Genomic DNA, 24,390 nt, shown 5'->3' with positions numbered 1-24,390 from the left:
AAATGAAAGGCGACAAAGGTACTTTATTTTTTTTTACAAACAAATTTTGACGGCACTTTTTTTGTTTCATCTTAAAAAAAGTCGTGTTTTCAGAAAAAGTTTCATTTAATTTTTTATAAATTAGCACAATGTTTATCAAGGACTATATCTCAAAAGACTTTCCGTGTTTTAGCCTTTCTGACTCTATAGAGTCGGCCAGAAATATGTTGGAAGACTTTGGATATTCCCATGTTTTCATCAAAAAATCCCATCACTTCTACGGAGCTCTTGCTATGGATTTCCTGTATGAGGAAGATGGCGGAACACTGAAGGATCTGGAACACCAGATTGAACGTTTTGCCATTCTGGAGGACAATAATATTATGGACAGTATCCGTCTGTTTTATACCTTCAGCAGCAATGTGATTCCGGTGATTAATAAAAATGAGAAATATCTTGGGTATATTACCTGTGAAGATGTTTTTCAGGACCTTTCCCGTTATCCTTTATTTTCAGAAACAGGGGCTATTCTTACCGTAGAAACTCCGGCCAGAAAATATTCTATGACGGAAATTACCAACATTGTGGAAAGCAACAATTCGAAATTTTACGGAGGGTTTATAAGCTTTATGTCTGAAGAGGTAGTTCAGGTCACCATAAAGATCAGCAATGAAAATCTGGCCTCGATAGACGCTACTTTTGACCGGTATGACTACAGAATCGTTGAAAAATATTATTCTGATGAGAAAACCGATCTGTTTAAAGACCGTTATGGTTTTTTACAAAAATTCATAGAAATATAACATGAAGGCAGCCATATATTCTCAGAAAAAGGATCTTGATACTTTTCTATATTTAAGTAAGTTTATCTCTGAACTTGAAGCAAGAGATGTAAAATCTGTTCTGTATGATGAAATGGCTGAAGCACTTCAGTTTTCAAAAATATTCGAAACTTTCAATTCCAAACAGGATCTTCTGGATAAAGAAGTGGATCTGTTTTTCACTTTTGGTGGAGACGGAACCATTGTCAACTCTCTGACATTTATTGAAGATCTTGAAATTCCGGTGGTAGGAGTGAATACAGGAAGACTTGGATTTTTAGCTTTTTTCACAAAAGAAGAAGCCTTTAAGGAACTGGATTCCATCTTAAAAGGAAATGTAAAAACAAGCCGCCGTTCTGTCATTGAAGTGGTTTCTCCAAAACTGGAGGGAGTTTTTCCTTACGCATTAAACGACGTTACCGTTTCCCGAAAAGAAACAACATCCATGATTACCGTTGACTCATATATCAATGACGAGTTTTTGAATGTATTCTGGGGTGACGGCGTGATCATTTCAACACCTACAGGTTCTACCGCCTACTCTCTGAGCTGCGGAGGCCCTATCATTTCTCCCAATAATGAAAATTTTGTCATTACTCCTATTGCTCCTCACAATCTGAATGTGAGGCCGTTGGTTGTGAATGATAAAGTAGAAATAAAATTCAGGGTGGAAAGCCGTGTACCACAATACTCTCTTTCTTTAGACTCCCGACTGATACATATAGAAACCGACAAGGAAATCATCATTAAAAAGGCAAAATTCCAGCTTCTTCTGGTGCAGCCCAACAGTTTGAGTTTCTATGAAACCATCCGTCAGAAGCTCCTTTGGGGCAGAGATAAAAGAAACTAGTAATTTCTTAAAAATGATTACCTTTACACGAAATTAAAACACCTAATAAAATTTATAATAAAAAGTAAAACATGAGCAGAATTTTTCCGGCAGGAGTTGCCACAGGTCAGTTAGTTACTGATATCTTTCAGTATGCTAAAGAAAACAAATTTGCATTACCTGCAGTAAACGTAATTGGATCAAGCAACGTAAACGCTACGATGGAAACTGCAGCGAAATTAAACGCTCCTGTAATTATTCAGTTTTCAAATGGAGGGGCTGCTTTCAATGCAGGGAAAGGATTAAGCAATGACGGACAAAAGTCTGCAATCTTAGGAGCAATTGCTGGAGCAAAACATATTCACACTCTTGCAGAAGCTTACGGAGCAACTGTAATTCTACACACAGACCACTGTGCAAAGAAATTACTTCCTTGGATCGATGGATTGATGGATGCTAACGAAGAATTCTTCAAGCAGACAGGAAAATCTCTTTACTCTTCTCACATGTTGGACCTTTCTGAAGAGTCTTTAGAAGAAAACCTTGAAATTTCTGCTAAATATTTCGAAAGAATGGCTAAGCTTCAGATGACTCTTGAAGTAGAAATCGGGGTAACAGGAGGTGAAGAAGATGGTGTTGACAACTCAGATGTTGATAACTCAAAATTATACACTCAGCCTGAAGACGTAGCTTATACTTATGAAAAATTAAAAGCTATTTCTGATAACTTCACAATCGCTGCTGCTTTTGGTAACGTACACGGAGTTTACAAACCAGGTAACGTAGTTCTTACGCCGAAAATCCTTGACAATTCTCAGAAATATGTTCAGGAAAAATTCGGAACAGCTGCCAAGCCTATCAACTTTGTATTCCATGGAGGTTCAGGATCTACATTAGAAGAGATCAGAGAGGCTATCGACTACGGAGTTATCAAAATGAACATCGATACTGACCTTCAGTTTGCATACACAGAAGGTATCAGAGATTATATGGTAAACAATATTGATTATTTAAGAGCTCAGATCGGAAACCCTGAAGGAGAAGAAAAACCTAACAAAAAATTCTATGACCCAAGAGTTTGGGTAAGAAAAGGTGAGGACACATTCTCTGCAAGATTGGTGAAAGCATTTGAAGATTTAAATAACGTAGATACTTTAAAATAAGAACTGTACATTTGTACCAATGTAAAAAGTATTCATAGAAATGCATTTACATTGGTACTTTTTACATTTATACATTAATACAAGCAAAAATGGCATTCGACTGGTTTAAAAGAAAAGCAAAAAACATTACCACTTCTACTGATGAGAAAAAAGACGTTCCCAAAGGCCTTTGGCATCAGACTCCATCCGGAAAAGTAGTGGAACATGATGAACTAAAGAGAAATAACTATGTTTCTCCTGAAGACGGATTTCATGTAAGAATAGGAAGTGCAGAATTTTTTGACATCCTTTTTGACGGTGGTAAATTTACCGAACTGGATGCCAATGTTGAAAGTATTGATATCTTAAACTTCAAAGATACAAAGCCTTATAAAGACCGTTTGAAAGAAGTAAAAGCTAAAACAAAGCTTACAGACTCTATCAGAAACGCTGTAGGAACTGTAAAAGGAACTGAAATGGTAGTTTCATGTATGGATTTTGCTTTCATCGGTGGATCTTTGGGTTCTGTAATGGGAGAAAAGATCAGAAGAGCAGTAGATTACTGTATTGCACACAAACTTCCGTATATGATTATCTGTCAGTCCGGAGGAGCAAGAATGCAGGAAGCCACTTACTCTTTAATGCAGCTGGCAAAAGTTCAGGCTAAATTAGCTCAGCTTTCTGAAGCAGGACTTTTATACATCGCTTACCTTTGCGACCCTACATTCGGAGGAATCACTGCTTCTTTCGCAATGACCGCTGATATCATCATGGCAGAACCGGGAGCACTGATTGGTTTCGCAGGACCAAGAGTAATCCGTGAAACGATTGGTAGAGATCTACCGGAAGGATTCCAGACATCAGAATTCTTACAGGAAAAAGGATTTGTAGATTTCATCGTAAAAAGAACTGAAATTCAGGATACTGTTGCCAAAACAGTTAATTTATTAGCTGTAAAAGCATAGTATCTGTAACAAAAACAATACAATCTCTCTCTAATTAGGGAGAGATTTTTATTTATGAGGACTTTTAAGATATTTTTCAATACCATCAGAAGCATGAGTTTTAAAAAGATTATGCGTCTTTTATCACTGATCCTTCCCCATCCTCTTTTCGCTTTACTGAGTTTTTATGCAACAGTAAAAGCGTTTTCCATTGCACAGAAAAAATTCCCTGATACAGCCTCCAACAATGGAATTGGAAACGCCTTCAGACATGCGCTTTGGTGCTGCTTCATTATGATGTACTGTTGTAAAATTTCTTCTCCGAAAAAAGCACTTGATTTCTGCAAAAGAATAACAGATATGCATGAAGAGCTTTTCCCGAATGAGCCTTTGGAAACCAAAATGGATCTCCATAACAACAAAATCGGAATGGATTATTTCATGGAAATTTTACCGGGAATTCACCGCCAGTTTTTTGAAAAAAGCTTCTTTGTAGATGCATTAATCAAAAAAATGGATGATGCTAAAATTCTGAAAAATTTGGATGATGATTTTGAAGGTCATCTTGTTTACCTGAAGGAGTAAATAAATCATTTTATTTTAAACGCTAAAGATCGCAAGGAAAATTTAAAGACTTTATGCATTTCCGTCCGCAATGGCATTTCATTCAGCTATGTTCCATGAATGAAGTTCTCTTTGCTTAGTACTAACGCCTTTGCGTGCATTGCGTTAACAATAGATTTTAAGATTAGAAGCCATCATTAGTTCTCTTTGGCACCGGAATAACAAAAGACTTTAGTTATTTTTGTGGTTTAAAGTATTTTTGATAAGTTTAAACAATTAAATCAATCAGATGGTTCTCAGCAGAATTTGGTCGGCTTTCATTATCATTGCCATTGCCATTGCCAGTATAAAATACGTTTCGTCAGGTAACTACAAAACCATTTTCAATGATATGGTGGTGGGAAAAGGAGGTGATACCGTAAAGATTGCTTCTCAACCTATGAACAGCCTCTCTCCTGTTGTCAGAGACAGCCTGATGAAAAAAAACGATTTTGCAGACAGCAGAATTCACTATAAAACAGATTCTTTAAAACAGAATGTAAATGTTTATCGCGTTCAGGAAGCCGATGGAGTGATCGGAACTTCAGAAACAGCAGTGAAGATCTGTCTTGGTCTTATCGGAATCATGACTTTATTTATGGGATTCATGAGCATTGCTGAAAAAGCAGGCGGCATCAATCTTCTAAGCCGTTTGATTCAGCCCTTTTTCTCTAAGTTATTTCCTGATATTCCTAAAAACCACCCTGCATTCGGGCATATGCTGATGAACTTCAGCGCGAATCTTTTGGGATTAGACAATGCTGCGACTCCTTTTGGTTTAAAAGCCATGGAAAGCCTTCAAACCTTAAATCCTAATAAAGATACCGCCAGCAATTCACAGATTATGTTTCTGTGTCTTCATGCCGGAGGAATGACGTTGATCCCGGTCTCCATTATTGCCATCAGAGCCTCAATGGGATCTAAAACCCCTACAGATATTTTCCTGCCATGTATGATTGCCACTTTTGCCGCTACACTGGCTGCAATGATTATCGTTTCTTTGTATCAGAAAATAAATCTTCTCCGTCCGGTAGTAATCGCTTATGTAGGCGGAATTTCGGCTATTATTGCCCTTTTGGTACTGTATCTTGTACAATTGAGTAAAGATGAACTGGATGATTTCAGTAAAGTATTAAGTAATGGTTTAATTCTGTTTATCTTCCTTGCGATTGTATTGGGAGCCGTTTATAAAAAGATCAACGTTTTTGATGCCTTTATAGAAGGGGCAAAAGAAGGATTCACCACCTGTGTTAAGATTATTCCTTATCTGGTTGGAATGCTGATTGCGATTTCGTTACTAAGAACTTCCGGTGTATTTGATGTAATCATTGATGGAATGAAGTGGGTCGCCAATGTTGCCAATATGGATCCCAGATTTGTGGATGGACTTCCAACTGCATTGATCAAACCTTTATCCGGTTCAGGAGCCAGAGGAATGATGGTAGATACGATGACAACATTTGGAGCTGATAGTTTCCAGGGGAAATTAGCCGCAGTGCTTCAGGGAAGCTCAGATACAACGTTCTACGTGATTGCAGTATATTTTGGTGCCGTAGCCGTTAAGAATACAAGATACACGGTAATTGCCATGCTTCTGGCCGATTTAGTCGGCGTTATGACTGCCATTGCATTAGCTTACTTATTCTTTGCTTAATGAAATCTGCAGGTTGAGCAGATGCTATTAACTTTAAACATTAAACTTAAAACTTTAAATCCATTATGATCACAGATAAAGAATTCACCTTAAGACTCATCCGCCAATTAACCCAGGCATTGGAAAAATTGATTCTGGATAAACCTGAAGAAAGTCTAATGCAGAAAGAACTGGATTTTGACACATTGATGAGAGACATTTTCAAAATGAACTTTACAGAAGTTGCTTCTAAAACCAAGGAAGAAATGATTGCCATCGTCAATGAAAGACAGGAAAGAGATCACAAAGATTATTATGAAATGCTGGGAAATCTTTTCTACTTTAACAGCAGACACGATCAAAACAAAGATTTTCAGGATAAAGCAAAGACATTCTACGAGCTTTATCTTCAGACAAGCGGTATTTTTGCCCTTCCGGTCATCAACAGAATAAATGAATTGAAAAAAGCACTTGAATAAAGTGCTTTTGTATTGTTAGAAGGTAATTTTGTAAGTTCCGGTTGAAGATGTATTGGCTTTTTCTGCTTTTACATATTTCTTAACCCAGGCCACAGATGTGGATGAGACACAAGGATCTGAAATCCCGCCGGCTCTTCTTGCGGATACTACATTCCCTGCTTTATCTACAGTGTAAGCAATGGTAATTGATCCGCTTGCTGTACAACTGTGTGAGGGCTGCGCTCCACCTCTTCCCATTGTTCCCGGAATATAACCAACCAATTTTCTGTCGATTCCTACTTTACTGTCACCGTTTCCGTCACCGCCTAAAGGATCTCCCGCGTTTCCGATACCATCACCGGTTCCCTGGCTTCCGGCTTTAGTTCCTCTGCCTTTAATCAGGTTGCCTATGGCTGCGGTTCCTTTTCCGTCACCATTTCCTGTTTTTGAATTGGCAGTGGTCGCTCCGGATTTTTTAGTATTTTTAGAAGCACTTGTGCTGGTTGCTTCTTTTTTCTCAGCTTTTTTGGATTCCTCTTTTTTAGGAACGGTTGTTTTTGAATTGTTTCCTGTAATAACCTTCTCTTTAACCTCTGTTTTCTTTGGCTCCAGAGTTGGTACTGGTTCTGGTTTTATAACTGTTTTTGTTTCCGGAACCGGAGTTTCTGCAGGCTCGGGTGCCACTTCTTCAGTTGCAGCGGCAAGGCTTCCCGGCTGTTCGGCAGGTTCTTCAATTCCCTTTCCGTTTCTGTTATCTCCAAAGTTCACCAGCATGGTAGTAACCACCTCAGGATCTTTATCCAGTTCAGGTTTTAATTTATACAAAAAAACAAAAAGCAGAATAGCAGCCCAGATGAGAATAGAAAGCAATGCACTCTTTACTCTGTCTTTATTTTCTTCGTTTCTGTTTGCTGTATAGCTTTTCATCTTAAAACGTAATTCTTTCCGGAAATCCGGATATGTTATTTGTCTTTAACGGTTGCAATAGCAATATTAAATTTATGTTTCTCAGCAATTTCCATCACAAAAACAACATCTTTATGCAATGTGTTTTCATCAGCTCTGATCGTAAATGATTTATTGGTCTGGCTGGCTAATTTATCTACAATAATTTGCTCCAATTCTCCTTTATTGGCAGGATTATCATCTACAAAAAATGAACCGTCCGGCTTGATGCTTACCGTTAAAGGATTGGGAATATTATCATCAACTGCTCCGGCTTTCGGAAGATTCACATCGATGGCGCTTTGATTGGCCGCCGAAGAGGTAATCATAAAGAAAATCAGCATCAACAGGATAACGTCTGTCATCGCTGCTAAACTGAATTCCGGATTCGCTTTATTTCTTCTTTGAATTTTCATCGTAAGAAAGATTTATAAAGGTTTGTTGATAAGGTCTAAAAATTCTCCTGACATATTCTGGGCTTTCAGGACAAATTTATCAATTCTTGTCAGTAGAATATTATAACAGAAGTTAGCAGGAATCGCTACAGCCAAACCTACAGCGGTCTGCCCTAAAGCGGTATAAATACCTTCTGAAAGTGTTTTTGGAGAGAATGATCCTGTTGCGTGTGATAGATTAAAGAAAGCAATAATCATCCCGATTACCGTACCTAAAAGTCCCAGCATCGGTGCGATACTCGGTACAACAGCCAAAAGGTTCAGGTTTTTTTCCATATTGGCAACCTCTACCTGCGCCTGTGATTCCATAGCACTTACAATATCAGAAACGGGACGTCCTAATCTTGAAATTCCTTTTTCTAAAATTCTTCCTTCCGGAGAGTTCTGGGTTTTGCAGTAATCTGCTGCTGCCTCTATTTTTCCGGCCTTGATGAAGTCTTCGATATTGTTCATGAAGTTGGAATCTGTTTTTGATGTCAGCCTTTTGATAAAGAAAAACCTTTCAAAAAACAGGTATAGAGAAAACACTCCCAATAGTAATACAGTGACCATCACTATTTTAGCGAAAGCTCCTCCATGGAACATGATTTTCCAGAATGAGAACTCCAAGTTGTCTGCAGCAACTGCAGGGGTAGCGATTTGTGCGAATAAAATCTGAGAAAGTTCCGTTAACAGCATTAAATGTAAATTTTATTAAATTTCAACGACAAATGTAGGAGAATATTATGAATTGAACTCTTAAAAATTGCTTAAAAACAACTTAAAATTTGTTACCATTTTACAAACAGCAAATTTCTTTCCAAAAATAATTTGAAAAGAAATGTACAGTTAAAAAGGCAGAAGCTCGGTTAGTCTTCTTCTACCTCAATATCATCTTGTTTAAATTCGCATTTTAATCTAAAAGGGATCGGTGTATCTGATCCGGTATAGAAATCATCAATAGTTCCTTTCCAGATAACCTGAAGCTCTCCTTCTTCATTTTTTTCAAAAAGAAGCTCGTTATCATAGATATAGGCATCTTCGTCATCAAAAAGGTCTACTTCTGTATAGGTTTCTTCATCAGAGTCATTGATGATGATGGTCTTCCCTTCTATTTCCGCCGATTCGATAGGAAAATCAAAAACTTCAAGTGAAAGCTGCGGAAAGTTGTACTGTAATGAATCATCGTCCACGTGATCCAAACTGTCATCCGTAATCACTTCAACCTCTAAAAAATGTTGCTGGTTGCTGTAAACGGCCTTACAATAAGTATTTCTGATATTGTATTTTAGCGTTTCGTCCGGATGGTAAATTTTTAAAATCCCTTTCATTTTTTCTTAAAAAAGAACTGTAATAATATGATTGTTAAACGTTTTAGACAAAGATAAAAAATTGATTCAAAGTTAAAAGGATTTTGAAAATAATTTTTTAAAATCAATGCATTCAATAAGCATGAATATCCCAATAATACTTACTTTTGTTTTCATAAAGATTGTGAGATGAAAAACATTTTATCAAAAAGTATTCTGGGATTAGGGTTGATGATTGGTCTTGCTTCCTGCAAAAAATCGGATTCTCCCCTTACAAAAGTGACACCCAGCAACCTGGATTCTATCGCTTCGAACTATTATGAGCAATATCTTAAGCTATATCCTTTAGATGCTACAGCACAGGGAGATACAAGATATAATGACCAGCTTCCGATTAATATTGATAAAGATTTTATCTCAGGAGAGGTAGCGTTCTACAATTCTGTACAGAAACAGCTGGAACATGTAGATTACAAAAGTCTTTCTGATGAGGATAAAGTGGTATATGATGTGTTGGATTATACTTTAAAAGATAAAATTGAGGGCTATGCCTATCATCCGGAATATATTCCTTTCACTCAGTTCGGAGGGCTGCCACTTACTTTCCCATTGTATGGAAGCGGACAGGGCAATCAGCCTTTTAAAACCGAAAAGGACTATAGTGACTGGCTGAAAAGAATGGAAAAATTTCCGGAGTGGATGAATGCTGCTGCGGACAACTTCCGTGAGGGAATCAACAATAAAATAGTGCTTCCAAAAAAACTGGTTGTCAAAATGATTCCTCAAATGAAAGCTGAGGAAATCACTACTTCCGATATGGAAAAGAATATTTTCTACGGACCTATTAAAAATTTCCCTAAAAACTTTACAGAGGCTCAGAAAGAAAAATTCTCAGCACTTTACAAAGATGCTATTACGAAAAAAATCATCCCGGCTTATACTAAAATGGGAACATTTTTAGAAAAAGAATACCTGCCAAAAGCAAGAGATACGGATGGATATAACAGCCTTCCTAACGGCAATGAGATCTACAACTATTATGTAAAAAGCTGGACTACCACGAAGAAATCACCTGAAGAGATCAATAAGATCGGGCTTCAACAGGTCGCAATGCTTCGCGCAGAAATGGAGAAAGTAAAACAGCAGGTAGGTTTTACCGGATCTCTGGAAGAATTTATCACCTTTGTTAAGACGGATCCAAAGGCAATGACTTTTAAAACATCTAAGGAAGTTTTAAATGCATTCAACGGGATCTTAACTAAAATCACTCCGAAGCTGAAAACAATGTTTAATGTAACGCCAAAAACAAAGTTTGAGATCAGACAAACGGAGAAATTTAGGGAAGCAAGTGCCAGCGCAGAATATATGCCGGGAACTCCGGATGGAAAAAGAGCAGGGATATTTTATGTTCCGCTTCCTGATCCTACTAAATTCAACGTTACTTCGGGAATGGAATCTCTTTTCCTTCATGAGGCGATTCCGGGGCATCACTATCAGGTTTCTCTTCAGCAGGAAAATACAAGGCTTCCTAAATTCATGAGATTCGGATGGTTGGGAGCATATGGTGAAGGATGGGCTCATTATTGTGAAACATTAGGCCCTGAATTCGGTTTATATACAGATCCTTACCAGAAGATGGGATATTTAAGCGATCAGATGCTGAGAGCGGTAAGACTTGTTGTAGATACGGGACTTCATACCGGAAAAATGTCAAGAGAAGAAGCCATCAGATATTTCTTAAGCAACATTTCTTATGATGAAGCATCGGCCACTGCAGAAGTGGAAAGATATATGGCAATGCCTGGTCAGGCCTTAGGCTACAAAATAGGGTCTTTAAGAATCCGTGAGCTGAGAGAAAAATATCAGAAAGAACTGGGAAACAAATTCAATCTGGCAAGCTTCCATGATGAAGTTTTAAGCCAGGGATGTCTTCCGCTGGACGTTCTGAACAGAAAAATGGAGCTTTGGGCTCAAAAACAAAAATAGTTTCTTATGAAACTATTTTTATTTTTTTCAGGTATTTTATTGATGGCTTTGAGTTGTCAAAAAGAGCATAATTTTGGAAATTTTACTGTTGATAGTAGCTTACCTAACCATGATAGTATTCTAGTTCTCTCAAAATATCCGGAACTGAAGCTTTATAATAGTGAAGTTGTTGAAAGCAAAACAAGAACAGCACATATTGTTCAAACTGCAAGTTATTCGGATGGCTTTCGTAAGGGAACGTTTTTATTCAATGATTATAAATGTAAAACTCAATACCTGAATGACACTCTTACTATCAAATTGAATAACAATAATGGATATTTTGGAAATGGTATTTTGATTAAAGTTTTTAATAATCAATTTTACATCAGAGATATTGATCCTAAAACCTTAAAAAAGGAAGAAAAATTCATAAAATCTGAAGTTTGTAGTCAAAAATTAGTTCTTAACAGCCATAAATTCGCCACAAATGACAGCATATATGGTTTTATAGATTACAAATGCAATATTGACAGTTTGGTTGACAAACACTTTAAAGGATATTTTAAAACTATAATACAATAATAACTAGTATGATCACAGAAAGCCTAAGATCTCTTTACAACAGAGATTTAAATAAGTTAAAAACGGAACTGGAAGCCTATCAAAGCGAAGAAAATCTTTGGAAAACGGATAAAAACATTGCCAACTCTGCGGGTAACCTCGCCCTTCATCTGGTGGGAAATCTTAATCATTTTATAGGAACACACCTTGGAAATACCGGATATGTAAGACAGCGTGACCTGGAATTTTCTTCAAAGGATATTCCCAAAGCGGAACTTATTGAAAAGGTGAAAGCCACTGCGGCAATGATAGATTCAGTACTTTCCCAATTGTCCGATGAAGACCTGAAAAAAGAATATCCATTGGTTGTTTTTGAAAGTGCCATGACAACCGATTACTTCCTGATCCATCTGCTTGCTCATCTGGATTATCATCTGGGGCAGGTTAATTATCACAGAAGGTTGTTGGATAATTAATCTGATTTCTTTATTTTTATTAAAACTAATTTATCCTGAAAACCCCAATCATCATGAAGAAAATATTTGTTTTATCTTCAAATCCTGAAAAACTTTCTGGTGCCTTAGAGCATTATGCAGAGAGAAATTTTACACCTGAATTTATTGCCACAGATGAGCATTTAAGTTTCACAGAAGGAATACAAAAGGTAATAAAAGAAAGTAATGATGAAGACTATATCATTATTTCAACCTCTCAACATCGGTTTTGTTCTAGTTTTTCACAAGATCATCTTGAAAAATGTATTGAAAAGGTAAAAAGACTTGACGGTAATTTATTGCTGGGAGGTCTCCTAGGCTTTGAAAAAGTGATCGAAGTCTCTGATCATATATTCTGGGTTGATGGTTTCAAGGGATCACAGTTCATGATTATTTTCAAAAAAACATATTCTCTTTTCCTGCAAAGGAATTTCAATGCTAAGCTGCCTCTTGATGTTTTTTTATCATCACATCTGGAAGATGTCTTTGTAATGCATCCATTCATTTCTCAGTTTGAAGATGACGGAAACCTTCAATCATTCGAAAACACCACTGATTTTCAATATATATATGACAATCCGGAAGTTTTTCTTGATGAACTTTCCCAAATAAAAAAATACTACAGCTATGAGCCATAACAGCTTTTCAGAAATTATGATCCCCACTTACATTATCAATCTGAAACATAGAGAAGACAGAAGGGAAAGTGTGTTAAAAGAGTTTGAAGGCAGACCGGAATTTGGCTGCCAAATTGTAGAGGCATGTATGCATGAGAAAGGGAATGTAGGCCTCTGGGAAAGCATAAAAAAAACGGTATCTCTTGCTATTGAAAACGAAGATGATGTGATTATCATTGTAGAAGATGACCATGTTTTTACAGAACATTATGAAAGAGATGCGTTTATAAATAATATTATACAATCTAATGAGCAGGGTGCTGATATTCTGGCCGGAGGCATTGGAGGAGGCTTTAGATTTGTTGTTCCTATTACAGAAAACAGGTTTTGGATCAATCATTTCTGGTGTACCCAGTTTATGGTGGTATACAGTCGTTTTTTTGATCATATACTCAATGCAGACTTTGGCCCGGAAGACACTGCAGATAACTTTTTATCACAACTGTCAGCTCATAAAATGGTATTATATCCTTTTGTCTCCGTTCAGAAAGATTTCGGATATTCTGATATTACTGCAGAGAATAATATTAATGGAAATATTGAACATTATTTTAAAACAGCAGATCTTGCCCTTGGTATCTATCAAAAAAAGTACAAACAATTGGTTTTAAATAATAAAAAAGAGAGAACAATATAAGGTTCTCTCTTTTTCTTTTCATAAAATGATTAGCAACAGATCACTCCTGAAGGTCCACAATAAGCCTCCATACTCCCATGGACTAGACACATCACTGCCTGGCAGTTACATGATGTTGGGCCCGATCCTGCTTTAATAACTCTCATTTCCTTTCTGCTCATGTTATTCTTTATAACATTCATGCTCATTTTTTGTAATTTTTTCATGCTATTATTTTTTAATTAGTAGTACAGTAATTACCAATAAATTCTAGTGGGGCTTACATTATACCTGTTGGGGATTTTTGCAGGTACTTTTTCGGGGTTGTATACTTTTTTAAGCCAAAACATATGAAACATAATTGCCTCATATTTGTTTTTATAAATAACTTTTCCATTATCAAATTTTACTCTCCCCGTATAGCCCTCCATAAGAATAAAATCAAAATGAGTTCTGAGAATTCCTTCTCTTTCAGCATTTTTCATGATATGGGTAAAACTTTCAATTTCTGTTTCAATTTCGAAAATAGGAATACCTTCTGCTAGATCGTCCCAAACAAAATTACATTCATCAAAACAGAAGTGATCCGGCATAGAAAATACCTTTTTATAGTCTTTACTTCTTTTAAAGAATGTATTCATCAGTTCATTATTCCTGTACAGACCAAAGCATCCGGTGGTATAATCATCTCTTACACTGATATAATCATAGCTATCGAGAAATTCATTGGTAAAAAAAGCTCTTATATCTCCGTAAATAAGATCGAGATCACAGTGCCCCCAGAAATCATATCCTTCTATAAGTTCCGGAAACATAAAAGCATACGCAGGCTTAAAATCACACAGCTTATAAGGATAATCTATGTTGATTGGAAACCCAAGTTTATCAGATGTATCGCAGATGATATCTTTCAGATTTTTATGGACTATTTTTACATTTGAGGGTAAGTTTTTTACCTCCTCTGTATTATCAGTTATAATCACAAAATCTACACTTGGATTAAAAGCACAAGAATGCAGATAATAGGGCATATACCATGGATATTTACCATACCAGCATGTAATTAAAACTAAACTTGGTGTATTCATAGGTTAAAAAAATTCTGTAATTGCAGAATTGCAATTACAGAAAAAATATAAGTTATTTTTGATTGATTAGCAGCATTTTGCTGGCCATCCACCGCCACATATAGCTCTCATACCATTCATATAGCAGTACTGTGAGTTACAGTTACAAGTTCCTGGCTCACCTCCTGAACCCGCTTTAATAACTCTCATTTCGTTTCTGCTCATTTCGTTTTTCATAGCATTTAAGCTCAGCTTTTGTAATTTTTTCATAGAAATTTGTTTTAATTTGTTTGCCTACTCTTTAGATTTTCGGCTTCCTCTTTGTATAATTATTATAATAATTTTCTTCTTTTATCTGTATTCAACCTCCAATTCCTTTACAGAATCATGCTGTTCATTCCATTCGTCCTCAATAAGATCCGGCATAAATACTTCTATATACTTTTTATTAAGTCTTACAGGATATGCATAGTCGTTGATAAAGTAATGTGGTGTGAAAAACAGGTTATTCTGTAAATTTTCATAAGAAACAGAAACCAGTTTATTCAGTAGAAAGGTTCTGTTATCAAGAGTTGTACTATATTTTTTCAACCATTTCTCTGCCTGTCTGTGACTATACCAGTCATGAAGAGCTTCAATAAATTTGCCTTCGCCTTTTGTTTGATAAATGTTCAGGAGCTGGATCAACATCTCTTCTACTTCAGCAGTTACGACTCCTGTCATATTAAATCTGATTTTGATGTTGACCTGATTTTTATATTGGTTGTAAATTCTCTGCAAGAAATCATGCGCTTCTCTACAGTATCCGCACAAAGGGCTTGTAATAAAAGTAATTGTAACAGGAGCATTTGGATTTCCCAGCAGGATTGGCTCAGCTTTTAAAACAAGAGGTTCTGTGCTTGTAAGAATATTTTTAAAGTAAGGATAATGCCTTATATATCTTGAGTCAAACTCCGCATCCTTTTTCAGCACTGCATAGGTTATCAAAGCTTTTTTAATAAAAATATAGGTTCCGGAAAAAGCGATCACTACTGATGACAAAAGCAAAACTGTTAGGAGGTCAAGATGTACATTATTCAGTATCTCCGTCATGTTAAATGACAAATAGATAAGCTGTGCATAGATTACTCCTATAATACTCAAACATATTGGACACCACTTCTTTTCTACTTCCATCTGAAAATAAACAGAATATAATGTAAATGGTATACATCCCAGCAGAGAAAAACCAATTAAAAAATAATAATTATTGATAAGCTCCTTATTAAAAACAAGCAGTGAAAAAAGCTGAATCCCAAAAAGAAAAACACTTAGATCACTCAATTTGAACCCTGCAATTTTTCCTTTTTCAGAGTTGATAATCTGGCTGCAGCTTGACTTCTCATTTCCATCACAAAACTGCGCAGAAAAACCAGACTCCAGCCCCAGCTCTGTTTTTATAGCTTCAAAGGCTAAAAGCAACCCCACCATTGTAATCGCACCGAAACCACTTATAAACCAGCCTCCGATAAAATACAACACTACAAATACTGCACAAAAGATGAATGCTGGCAGGAGTTTATTGTAAAAGACATTAGACGGTTTTGTGATTTCTCCGTTATTTTCAGCGGCCAGTACCGCACCAGTCCACAAACTCTCCATTTCAGGAATGGAGATAGTCTTCTGCACACCCTCATGATCTGTATATAAAACCGATTGCTCCTTTTTTTCAATATATGATAAAATCAAATGCCCGTTTCCTATATCTAATATGGTTAGAAATGTTTCCGGTAAATGATCAAAATCCTGAAAATCAATCGTAAAGGCACCATTTGGAATACCAAAAAAACCAAGAGCATCACTAAAAGCCAGAAGACTAGGTGTCTCCGGATGCGATTCTACCTGATAGATGTAATCATTCTTATCAATTTTTACATCAATCGATTTCAGATATAAAAAAACAGCGTTAATTTCTTTTCTTAATTCCATGGTTATAGTTGAATTGTTGATACTATCTTTCGATGGTATTATCGTTTTCCCGGTGATATTTTTTTATTGATTCGGCCTGTTGATTCATCTTATTCATGATTTCCAGACTTTTACTAACATCTGCCATACTTTGCATCAAAACAGGCAAGGGATCATTTATGAAGTTTTCTTTATTTTTAATGTAGGCTTCTTTTGACATCAAACTCTCATCCATTACTGATTCTGTTTGCAATGTAGACCGGACATTTTTTTTACTGCCTTTCAATTTCCATTGATATTCATTATTAGCATCTTTCAGCTCTATAATCAACCCTGGAAGCCCCATAAAAACATAAGGACCATCAAAAACCGGAATATCCTGAGTAAACCATGCTATCCAATGTCTTCCTCCATAATTGGCTTCTGCTTTTTGTACTTGAAAAGTCCCGGTATTTCTTTTTTCCGGTAAAAGCTTCCAATGAAGATCAGGATATTCTTTATAGGAAATAACACCTATAAATAAATCATCTTTCAGAATAACTGATGAATTACCAAGATCTTTTATTACCTTAAAATTCATTGTTCGTAATGATAAAACTGGGGATTGTGTTGTGAAAAGAGAATCAGATTCCCACTTTTCTTTTCGAATGAATACAGACCTTTTATCAAGACTGTCCAGATAGAATATGTCGGTCTTTATCGTCTTATTTTTGGTAGAGGGTTTATAGGTAAGTTCATAATAAAACCGATGAACCTGCCCTTTACAGGCACAGGAATATAAAACTATAAAAAAAACGAAAAGATTAATTTTTTTCATTTTGGTCTTCATGGTACTGAGCCAAATATATCTCTTTTTATGGAAATACAATACTTCTGTAACAATTTACAGTAAAGAAAATTACGAAAAAGAAAACTATTGTCTCTAAATGATATTATAAATCAAGCAGATAAAGTTTTCTTTATGAAATAAAAGAATTATCGTGAAATTTTACAAATATCCTTTATTGGTGAAAAAAAAATTTAGAATTTAAATTATGAGATAAAAAAAAACACTATAAAATAGTGCTCTTCTTGTTCTATTTGTAACTGAAAATAGTTCTTAAAATCCTAAATAATGTTAAATTCTATTTTTCAAATAACATTTTTGTAATAAAATCTTTCTCTCCTTTTCCTCTTGCCGGAGAATATTCTCTTCCGTAGAAAATAATCTGAAGGTGAAGTTTATTCCATACTTCTTCAGGGAATAATTTCTTGGCATCGCGCTCTGTTTCCACCACGTTTTTTCCTGAGGTAAGTTTCCACTGTGCCATCAGACGGTGAATGTGGGTATCTACCGGAAAAGCAGGAAATCCGAAACCCTGGCTCATCACCACTGAAGCAGTTTTATGCCCTACGCCCGGAAGGGCTTCCAATTCTTCATAAGTTTGCGGAACGATACCATTATGACGTTCCAGCAGAAGTTCTGCCATTCTTTTAAGGTTTTTGGCTTTGGTATTGGAAAGTCCGATTTCTTTGATGAGTTCTTTGATTTCAAATTCTTCCAGCCTGGCCATTCTTTGTGGAGTTCCTGCCACGGCAAAAAGATCAGGCGTAACCTGGTTAACTTTTTTATCTGTGGTCTGCGCGGAAAGCGCTACGGCCACCATTAATGTATACGGATCGGTGTGATCTAACGGAATAGGTGTAGTCGGATATAATTTATCCAGTTCTATCTGAACGAGCTCAGCTCTTTGTTTTTTTGTCATGTAACCCTTAAATTTGAACAAAATTAAATCATTATGCTGAAAGTTGGAGATAAATTACCTGAATTTGAAGAATTCAATCAAGACGGAGAAACGGTAACCTCATCAAAGTTAATAGGAAAAAAACTGGTGGTTTTCTTCTACCCGCAAGCGAATACCCCAACGTGTACCGTGGAAGCCTGCAATCTGAGTGATAATTATTCCAAGCTTGAAAAAGCAGGATATCAGTTACTGGGAGTAAGTGGTGACAGTGTAAAGAAACAGAAGAACTTTCACAGTAAATTTGCATTTCCTTATGATCTTATTGCTGATGAAAACCGAGATATCATTGAAAAATTCGGGGTCTGGCAGGAGAAAAAAACGTTTGGAAAAACGTATATGGGAATTGTAAGAACGACTTTTATTTTCGATGAAAATGGTGTCTGTACAAGAGTGATTGAAAAAGTAACGTCAAAGACTGCTGCTGAGCAGATTCTGGAAGGATAATTCTTTTTGAAACACAAATATCACAAATGCTTTCACAAATAACACGATTTACGATCTATACGTTATTTGTGAAAGCATTTTTAGAAGTTTTATTCGGTTTCGTAATAGTTGAGTTCTTCGGTTTCGCCTGGAAGTATGACGTGTTTTTTAAACCTCAACCCTAATTTTTCGATCAGTTTTTGGGAAGAAATATTATCCTTTGAAATAATGGCTGATATTTTTGTTAATCCGAAATCATCCATTCCAATAGACTTCACTTTCTGAGCTGCTTCGTAGGCATATCCCCTACCTTCGAACTCTTCCAGCAGAGAATATCCTATATCCACGATATCAAGACCTTCTCTTTCAAAGATTCCTACTGCCCCTACTTTTTCATTGCCTTCTTTGGTTATTAAAAGATAGTTTCCAAATCCAAGTCTTTCAATCTGGGGAGCAAATCTGTTGAGAATATAATTTTCGGCATCTTCAACAGAATTAACGTTGCGGTTGCCGATATGTTGAATGAATTTTGGCCTGTTATAAAGGTCAAAGACAAAATCTTTATCTTCACGGGACATGGGACGAAGGATTAATCGCTCAGTCTCATAGATATTATCTGCGTTTGGGTGTTTTTTTAGACTCATCTTTCTTGGGTTCTTCTTTTTTTTCGATTTTCAACAGTCTCGGGTTATTAGCACATTTTTTATTGTAAAGCTCAATATATGTTCCATTATCTTTTACATTGCTTATGGCACCGGTTGATTTATTTACCGTTACTGTATAATGTGTTTTCTGATAGGGGCATTCTTTCGAAGTGAGTTTTCCAAGATCCAGATAATAATTCGATTGATCTTCATGGTAATTGCCTGCAAGATCCTTGAATTCCTCATCCACCATATATCCTTCAGCAGCTAATACAACCGCAGCCTCCTGAGCATTATCAATTCTGTCAACAAATTTCTTCAATCCCTCTACATCCGTTACATAATTTACTTTACCTCCTTCTGAGTAAGCAATATAATAAAAGCTGTCTTCACTAGGGAAAAGATTGAATCCTGAGAACTGAGGAGTGTAATTTACCTTACCCGAAGTCTTTATTTCTTCACCTTTACCGTAGCTGTTGTATATCAGCACCCACGAGTCTACTCTGCTTCCTGGGTTGATCTGCTGCAAAACAGAAGGTATATTTGAAAACTTTTTCTTCTCCTGAGAATATCCTAAGATTCCCAGAAGTAAAAATGTAAGAATTGTAAATCGGGTTGCAGTGTTACTCATAATTTAAAAATCAGCAGAAATATACCAAATATTACATGAACTTCTCGCCTTTCTTAAAGTTTTTCAGATCAAGAACATAGTCTTTAATGAGCTGGTCATTATCACGCGGACAGATCAGAAGTGCCTTATCTGTATCTACAACAATATAGTTTTCAAGACCATCAATGATTACGGCCTTGTTATTATTCTTTAAACGGATGATATTTCCTTTTGAATTATAAGCAAGTAAATGTTTCAGTTTTACCGCGTTTCCGTCTTTATCTTTTTCTGTATTTTCATATACAGAAGTCCATGTTCCAAGATCGCTCCATCCCAAATCTGATGGAATCACATAAACATTCTTTGCTTTTTCTAAAATTCCGTTATCAATAGAAATCTTCTGAACCTTCGGATAAATGGTTTCAATACAGCTATTTTCTTTTTCTGAGTTGTACTCACAAGCCATAAAATGCTGCATCATTTCTGGAAGATAAAGATCAAAGGCATGATGGATACTTTTCACATTCCATACAAAAATTCCTGCATTCCAAAGGAAATCACCGCTTTCCAGAAAGCTTTGGGCAATTTCAAGGATAGGCTTTTCTGTGAATGTTTTCACTTTAAAATATTCCGAACCCTTTTTTTCTACAAACTGAATATATCCGTATCCGGTATCAGGCCTTGTAGGGGTAATCCCTAATGTTACCAGATAATCATTTTTTGAAGCCAGCTCAAATGCCAGCTCCACTTTCTCCAAAAATACATCTTCTTTAAGGATCAGATGATCTGCCGGCAATACAATCATCGTTGCATCCGGATTAATCTCAGCAATTTTGTTGGCCATATACAGATTACAAGCGGCTGTATTCTTCATCAAGGGCTCGCCCACAATATTCTCTTCAGGAATTTCCGGAAGCTGCTGATGGGAAACAGGAACATACTCTTTATTCGTAATTACGAATATCTGCTCTTTAGGAATTACCTTGCTGATTCTGTCATAGGTCTGCTGAATCATAGTGCGCCCGGTTCCTAAAATATCCTGAAACTGTTTTGGAAATTTTTGCGTACTCATCGGCCAGAACCGGCTCCCGATTCCTCCCGCCATTATAACGCAATATCTATCTGATTTTAACATTATTAGCTACATTTTTCTACCCTCGCTAAAGGCTTGAAAGAATACTTCCTTCCAGTAGCCAGGTTCTTACAAAGATAGTTTTTTTTAACCAGACCTTCTAATAAATACTTTTCGTTGCGATAGATAAAGAATTCTCCCTTTTTAAGCTCCTCGATAAAATGAAGACTATCATCCTGTTTCTCAGTATGAAAATATCTTACCAGATCAGGGCTTGCCATGAAATTGGCTTTAGGCGATTTTGAAAATTTTATAATGATAGGTTTGAGCTCTTCATCATATATTTCAAGGCTTTCCAGAAGCATATTTCTAAAAGTTTCTTTCCATTCGTTGCCGTGGGGCGAAATTCTCCGTCCATATTTTTCGAAAGCAATCAGATGTGCGAGCTCGTGAGTGAGCACAAAGAAAAAAAGTTGTGGGGTAAGGGTTGAATTTACCGTAATTTCATGCGAATTGTCCGGAAGTTTTCTGTAATCTCCCAGTTTTGAATTTCTGTTTCTTGTAACTTTTATATGTATATAGTAATCTGCAAACCAGATTCTTAAATATTTAAGTGTATTTTGAGGTAAGTATTTTTCTAATGATTGAATTGGCATTTTACAAACTTAATGGAATTCCTGCATAGAAATTCAATAGTTTAAGACTAAAAAGATAATTATATTTTGCCTGCGCTACTGATCCCTGTGCATTTGCATAATTATTTCTCGCCACATTGACGTCGTAGATGGTGGTTCTTCCGGCAGCATAACTTTTATCGGCAAAATCAAGAGCCAGTTTTGAGCTTTTTTCAGCTTCCACTGCAGCCAGATAGGTTTCATAATTGGCATCAGCATCAAACTGAGCTTTCTGAACATTTTGTCTTACCGTCTGTTTCTGTTGTTCTAGTGTATTTCTGGCTATACTCTCATTGACCTTAGACTGTTCTACCTGAAGTTTTGTTTTTCCTTTATTGAAGATAGGAATATTCAATGATAATCCAACATTTTGCCCGAACTGATCTTTATATTGTTCAAAAAAAGTTCCCTGCACAGTACCTGGCATAGGATCAAACTGCCTGTTATAGAAAGTGTTAAGACCCGCACTTGCCGTTAACGTTGGCCAGAATGCTGTTTTGGTTACTTCAGTTTGTGCTTCGGCAGATCTTATCCTGCTTTCGGCTGCTTTGATCTGAGGTTGTATCTCATACGCCGTTGTAAGCACTTCATCCACAGTATTAAGCTGTAAATCAAGTTTTTCCGGAACGTTTACATCTTCCACATCGAAACCTTTGTAATCTGAAAGCTGTAATAGCTGAGCGATGGCAAATAAAGCACGTCCAACATTTACTTCTGCCGTTTTAAGGTTTTGTTTCTCTCTTGCCAGCGCAGCTTCAGCCTCAGCTAGAACCGTCTGGGCAGTTGTCCCAACCTGGGTTGTGATCTTAGCTCTGTCAAACTGTTTCTGGGCATTATCCACAGCACTCTGAGAGATTTTAACAATCTCCTTATTCAACAAGGCTGTCAGATATTGTTGAGCAATCTGAAGAGAGATATCATTTTTAATGGTTTCAATGTCATATTGGCTTGCTTCTACATCAAACTGGGCTTTTCGTACATTTTTCTCTAATCTTCCATTATTATAGAGCAAAATATCGGCTCCCAGACCAACACTGTTATTGAATCTATCGTTTCTAAAACTTCCCGCTCCTAATGACCCTTGCCCGAAACTCACCCCATTCGTCATACTCCCCGATACAGATGGTAAATATTCTTTTTGGGCTGCTTTAAGATTATATTCCTGGTTTTGTTTGTTATACTGATTTTGGATAACCTGAAGATTATGCTCCACTGCATAGCTTACACATTCTTTTAAGGACCATTTCTTCTGAGCGCTTAAACCCAGATAACCTAATCCAAAAACGATGATCCAAACTTTTTTCATATGTATATGTTTATTTGTTTTTAATGGTCATATGGAACCGTGTCATCTTCATCAGTACTGTTATCTGTGAATCACAGCGATTTCATATTAAGATTTTTCAATATTAGACGAATTAAATATAAAAAAGTTACAGATTGAAAAATTATATTTTATTTTAAAAAAACTTTTGGGAATTTTGCACCATGACAAATGAACAATATCAGGAAGCTATCGACTGGCTTTTCGTACAGATGCCCAACTATCAGATAGATGGACAGAAGGCTTATAAACCTGGACTTGATAATATAACAAAGCTTTGTGCTTTTTTTGGAAATCCTCAGGATAAAATAAAGTGTATTCATATTGGCGGCACCAATGGAAAAGGTTCTTCAAGCAATATGCTGGCATCTGTTCTTCAGGAAGCCGGTTATAAAACAGGATTATACAATTCTCCACACCTTATAGACTTCACAGAGCGCATAAAGGTGAATGGAAAAAACTGTAATAAAGAATTTGTCTTTGATTTTATTCAAAAACTGAAAACGATTCCGGAAGACATCCGTCCCTCTTTCTTCGAGTTTACGACCATCATGGCTTTTGAATATTTTTATCAGCAGCAGGTAGATTTTGCCATTATTGAAGTTGGATTGGGAGGAAGACTGGATTCAACAAATATTATCAAACCGTTGATTTCGGCTATTACTAATGTTCAGCTGGATCATCAGAATATTCTTGGAGATACCATCGAAGAAATTGCATCAGAGAAGGCTGGAATTATTAAACAACATATCCCGATTATTTCCGGTGACGAAAATGAAGTTGTCAAAAATATCATTAAAAAGAAAGCTACGAAAGAAAATGCTGCTTTGATAGATGCCACTCTTATCAATACAGATCTGGAATCTGATCTGAAAGGGAATTACCAGAAGAAAAATGTCAGAGTCGTTCTGGCCGCTGTAGAAGAATTAAGGAAACTTAAAGTAAATATTTCTGATGAAGCATTGGAAAAAGGACTTCTCCATGTTCACCAGAATACAGGATTTATTGGCCGTTGGTTTGAATTTTCACAACATCCGCTTACGATTTGTGATACGGGACACAATCAGGCAGGTTTGGAGTATGTTTTTTCACAATTAAATTCAATTGACAGGCACAAGCATATTATTTTGGGGTTTGTGAACGACAAAAAAATAGATGATGTGATGAAATTACTTCCCGAAAATTCTGAGTTCTATTTTGCAAAACCATCCATCAACAGGGGAAGACACCCGGAAGATTATGAAAATCTGCTTCAGGAGGCGAAAATTTTTTATAAAATTTTTGATTCTGTACAGGAAGCGTATCTCTCTGCAAAAGAACGATGTACAAATGAAGAAATGATTTTTATCGGCGGAAGCAACTTTGTAGTGGGAGATTTTTTGGAAAAAAATTTGGAGATTAAAGAATAAGTCGTATATTTGCACCACTCTA

The 24,390-nt window shown here is 36.3% G+C and carries 28 protein-coding genes; 14 read left to right on the top strand and 14 right to left on the bottom strand.

Features of this window, described 5'->3' with window-relative positions:
• Window positions 1-128 precede the first annotated feature (128 nt).
• The 7 genes from ACLI50_RS14680 to ACLI50_RS14650 all read left to right on the top strand — a co-directional run bounded on the left by ACLI50_RS14680 (window position 129) and on the right by ACLI50_RS14650 (window position 6,430).
• The gene (locus ACLI50_RS14680) at window positions 129-782 is read left to right on the top strand and encodes a CBS domain-containing protein (RefSeq protein WP_110009017.1); all 654 of its coding nucleotides are present in this window, start codon (window positions 129-131) and stop codon (window positions 780-782) included.
• A 1-nt stretch (window position 783) separates the two neighbouring features.
• Window positions 784-1,650, top strand: a complete 867-nt coding sequence (locus ACLI50_RS14675; protein ID WP_110009016.1) for an NAD kinase — start codon at window positions 784-786, stop codon at window positions 1,648-1,650.
• Window positions 1,651-1,721: 71 nt separating this feature from the next.
• Window positions 1,722-2,792: a class II fructose-bisphosphate aldolase gene (gene fbaA, locus ACLI50_RS14670; RefSeq protein ID WP_137904522.1), complete on the top strand. Its 1,071-nt coding sequence runs from the start codon at window positions 1,722-1,724 to the stop codon at window positions 2,790-2,792.
• Window positions 2,793-2,881: 89 nt separating this feature from the next.
• Entirely contained in the window at window positions 2,882-3,736 is an 855-nt protein-coding gene (gene accD / locus ACLI50_RS14665; RefSeq protein WP_002982142.1) for an acetyl-CoA carboxylase, carboxyltransferase subunit beta, read from the top strand.
• A 54-nt stretch (window positions 3,737-3,790) separates the two neighbouring features.
• Complete coding sequence (locus ACLI50_RS14660) at window positions 3,791-4,300, top strand: DUF6973 domain-containing protein (protein ID WP_227941283.1); 510 nt, start codon at window positions 3,791-3,793, stop codon at window positions 4,298-4,300.
• Window positions 4,301-4,568: 268 nt separating this feature from the next.
• On the top strand, window positions 4,569-5,972 hold the full coding sequence (locus ACLI50_RS14655; RefSeq protein ID WP_411414107.1) for a nucleoside recognition domain-containing protein: 1,404 nt from the start codon (window positions 4,569-4,571) through the stop codon (window positions 5,970-5,972).
• A 65-nt stretch (window positions 5,973-6,037) separates the two neighbouring features.
• Window positions 6,038-6,430, top strand: coding sequence for a hypothetical protein (locus tag ACLI50_RS14650; protein ID WP_137904524.1), 393 nt, complete (start codon window positions 6,038-6,040; stop codon window positions 6,428-6,430).
• Window positions 6,431-6,445: 15 nt separating this feature from the next.
• On the opposite strand, the gene ACLI50_RS14645 is transcribed toward ACLI50_RS14650, so the two are convergent.
• The 4 genes from ACLI50_RS14645 to ACLI50_RS14630 all read right to left on the bottom strand — a co-directional run bounded on the left by ACLI50_RS14645 (window position 6,446) and on the right by ACLI50_RS14630 (window position 9,119).
• Entirely contained in the window at window positions 6,446-7,336 is an 891-nt protein-coding gene (locus tag ACLI50_RS14645; RefSeq protein WP_202842080.1) for a ferric siderophore ABC transporter substrate-binding protein, read from the bottom strand.
• Window positions 7,337-7,371: 35 nt separating this feature from the next.
• Window positions 7,372-7,770 carry an ExbD/TolR family protein gene (locus ACLI50_RS14640; RefSeq protein WP_062672905.1) on the bottom strand — a complete coding sequence of 133 codons (399 nt, stop codon included), beginning with the start codon at window positions 7,768-7,770 and terminating at the stop codon, window positions 7,372-7,374.
• Between the two features lie 12 nt (window positions 7,771-7,782).
• Window positions 7,783-8,487 (bottom strand): MotA/TolQ/ExbB proton channel family protein, encoded by a 705-nt coding sequence (locus tag ACLI50_RS14635; RefSeq protein ID WP_047426580.1) that lies wholly within the window; start codon window positions 8,485-8,487, stop codon window positions 7,783-7,785.
• A 170-nt stretch (window positions 8,488-8,657) separates the two neighbouring features.
• Window positions 8,658-9,119 (bottom strand): hypothetical protein, encoded by a 462-nt coding sequence (locus tag ACLI50_RS14630; protein WP_110009008.1) that lies wholly within the window; start codon window positions 9,117-9,119, stop codon window positions 8,658-8,660.
• Window positions 9,120-9,287: 168 nt separating this feature from the next.
• Here ACLI50_RS14630 and ACLI50_RS14625 point away from each other — a divergent pair, with 168 nt between their 5' ends.
• The 5 genes from ACLI50_RS14625 to ACLI50_RS14605 are packed head-to-tail and all read left to right on the top strand — an operon-like array spanning window position 9,288 to window position 13,435.
• Window positions 9,288-11,084 carry a DUF885 domain-containing protein gene (locus tag ACLI50_RS14625; protein WP_411414106.1) on the top strand — a complete coding sequence of 599 codons (1,797 nt, stop codon included), beginning with the start codon at window positions 9,288-9,290 and terminating at the stop codon, window positions 11,082-11,084.
• Window positions 11,085-11,090: 6 nt separating this feature from the next.
• The gene (locus ACLI50_RS14620; RefSeq protein WP_411414105.1) at window positions 11,091-11,648 is read left to right on the top strand and encodes a hypothetical protein; all 558 of its coding nucleotides are present in this window, start codon (window positions 11,091-11,093) and stop codon (window positions 11,646-11,648) included.
• Window positions 11,649-11,656: 8 nt separating this feature from the next.
• Entirely contained in the window at window positions 11,657-12,103 is a 447-nt protein-coding gene (locus ACLI50_RS14615) for a DinB family protein (RefSeq protein ID WP_227941290.1), read from the top strand.
• Window positions 12,104-12,156: 53 nt separating this feature from the next.
• On the top strand, window positions 12,157-12,759 hold the full coding sequence (locus ACLI50_RS14610; protein ID WP_411414104.1) for a hypothetical protein: 603 nt from the start codon (window positions 12,157-12,159) through the stop codon (window positions 12,757-12,759).
• A complete protein-coding gene (locus tag ACLI50_RS14605) occupies window positions 12,749-13,435 on the top strand; it encodes a hypothetical protein (protein ID WP_411414103.1) in 687 nt (228 codons plus the stop codon). The genes ACLI50_RS14610 and ACLI50_RS14605 overlap by 11 nt, the downstream gene beginning before the upstream one ends.
• 236 nt (window positions 13,436-13,671) lie before the next feature.
• Here the strand turns inward: ACLI50_RS14605 and ACLI50_RS14600 are convergent, their stop codons facing one another.
• From ACLI50_RS14600 to ACLI50_RS14580, 5 genes are all read right to left on the bottom strand, one after another.
• Window positions 13,672-14,502, bottom strand: coding sequence for a DUF6625 family protein (locus tag ACLI50_RS14600; protein ID WP_202842090.1), 831 nt, complete (start codon window positions 14,500-14,502; stop codon window positions 13,672-13,674).
• A 66-nt stretch (window positions 14,503-14,568) separates the two neighbouring features.
• Window positions 14,569-14,751 (bottom strand): TIGR04149 family rSAM-modified RiPP, encoded by a 183-nt coding sequence (locus ACLI50_RS14595; protein WP_110009001.1) that lies wholly within the window; start codon window positions 14,749-14,751, stop codon window positions 14,569-14,571.
• A gap of 81 nt (window positions 14,752-14,832) precedes the next feature.
• Window positions 14,833-16,449 (bottom strand): vitamin K epoxide reductase family protein, encoded by a 1,617-nt coding sequence (locus ACLI50_RS14590; protein WP_411414102.1) that lies wholly within the window; start codon window positions 16,447-16,449, stop codon window positions 14,833-14,835.
• Between the two features lie 22 nt (window positions 16,450-16,471).
• A complete protein-coding gene (locus ACLI50_RS14585; RefSeq protein WP_343643499.1) occupies window positions 16,472-17,245 on the bottom strand; it encodes a GLPGLI family protein in 774 nt (257 codons plus the stop codon).
• A gap of 307 nt (window positions 17,246-17,552) precedes the next feature.
• Window positions 17,553-18,173: an endonuclease III domain-containing protein gene (locus ACLI50_RS14580; protein WP_343643500.1), complete on the bottom strand. Its 621-nt coding sequence runs from the start codon at window positions 18,171-18,173 to the stop codon at window positions 17,553-17,555.
• 33 nt (window positions 18,174-18,206) lie between these two features.
• On the opposite strand from ACLI50_RS14580, the gene bcp reads away from it, so the two are divergent.
• Window positions 18,207-18,656: a thioredoxin-dependent thiol peroxidase gene (gene bcp, locus ACLI50_RS14575; RefSeq protein ID WP_411414101.1), complete on the top strand. Its 450-nt coding sequence runs from the start codon at window positions 18,207-18,209 to the stop codon at window positions 18,654-18,656.
• 89 nt (window positions 18,657-18,745) lie between these two features.
• Here the strand turns inward: bcp and ACLI50_RS14570 are convergent, their stop codons facing one another.
• From ACLI50_RS14570 to ACLI50_RS14550, 5 genes are read right to left on the bottom strand one after another with little or no spacing between them, the layout of a single operon-like run.
• Window positions 18,746-19,279 carry a GNAT family N-acetyltransferase gene (locus ACLI50_RS14570; RefSeq protein ID WP_110008996.1) on the bottom strand — a complete coding sequence of 178 codons (534 nt, stop codon included), beginning with the start codon at window positions 19,277-19,279 and terminating at the stop codon, window positions 18,746-18,748.
• Window positions 19,248-19,910 (bottom strand): hypothetical protein, encoded by a 663-nt coding sequence (locus ACLI50_RS14565; protein ID WP_202842099.1) that lies wholly within the window; start codon window positions 19,908-19,910, stop codon window positions 19,248-19,250. The genes ACLI50_RS14570 and ACLI50_RS14565 overlap by 32 nt, the downstream gene beginning before the upstream one ends.
• Before the next feature lie 31 nt (window positions 19,911-19,941).
• A complete protein-coding gene (locus ACLI50_RS14560; RefSeq protein WP_238349672.1) occupies window positions 19,942-21,024 on the bottom strand; it encodes a mannose-1-phosphate guanylyltransferase in 1,083 nt (360 codons plus the stop codon).
• 2 nt (window positions 21,025-21,026) lie between these two features.
• Window positions 21,027-21,617 carry a SprT-like domain-containing protein gene (locus ACLI50_RS14555; protein WP_202842101.1) on the bottom strand — a complete coding sequence of 197 codons (591 nt, stop codon included), beginning with the start codon at window positions 21,615-21,617 and terminating at the stop codon, window positions 21,027-21,029.
• 1 nt (window position 21,618) lies between these two features.
• Window positions 21,619-22,941 carry a TolC family protein gene (locus tag ACLI50_RS14550; protein WP_330744787.1) on the bottom strand — a complete coding sequence of 441 codons (1,323 nt, stop codon included), beginning with the start codon at window positions 22,939-22,941 and terminating at the stop codon, window positions 21,619-21,621.
• Between the two features lie 182 nt (window positions 22,942-23,123).
• Here ACLI50_RS14550 and ACLI50_RS14545 point away from each other — a divergent pair, with 182 nt between their 5' ends.
• Window positions 23,124-24,368 (top strand): bifunctional folylpolyglutamate synthase/dihydrofolate synthase, encoded by a 1,245-nt coding sequence (locus tag ACLI50_RS14545; RefSeq protein WP_202842104.1) that lies wholly within the window; start codon window positions 23,124-23,126, stop codon window positions 24,366-24,368.
• The last annotated feature ends 22 nt before the right edge of the window (window positions 24,369-24,390 follow it).

The organism is Chryseobacterium cupriresistens (assembly GCF_046614675.1).
Taxonomy (GTDB): Bacteria; Bacteroidota; Bacteroidia; order Flavobacteriales; family Weeksellaceae; genus Chryseobacterium; species Chryseobacterium cupriresistens.
The sequence above is the reverse complement of the archived record's forward strand: the minus strand, read 5'-3'. Positions and strand labels throughout refer to the sequence as shown.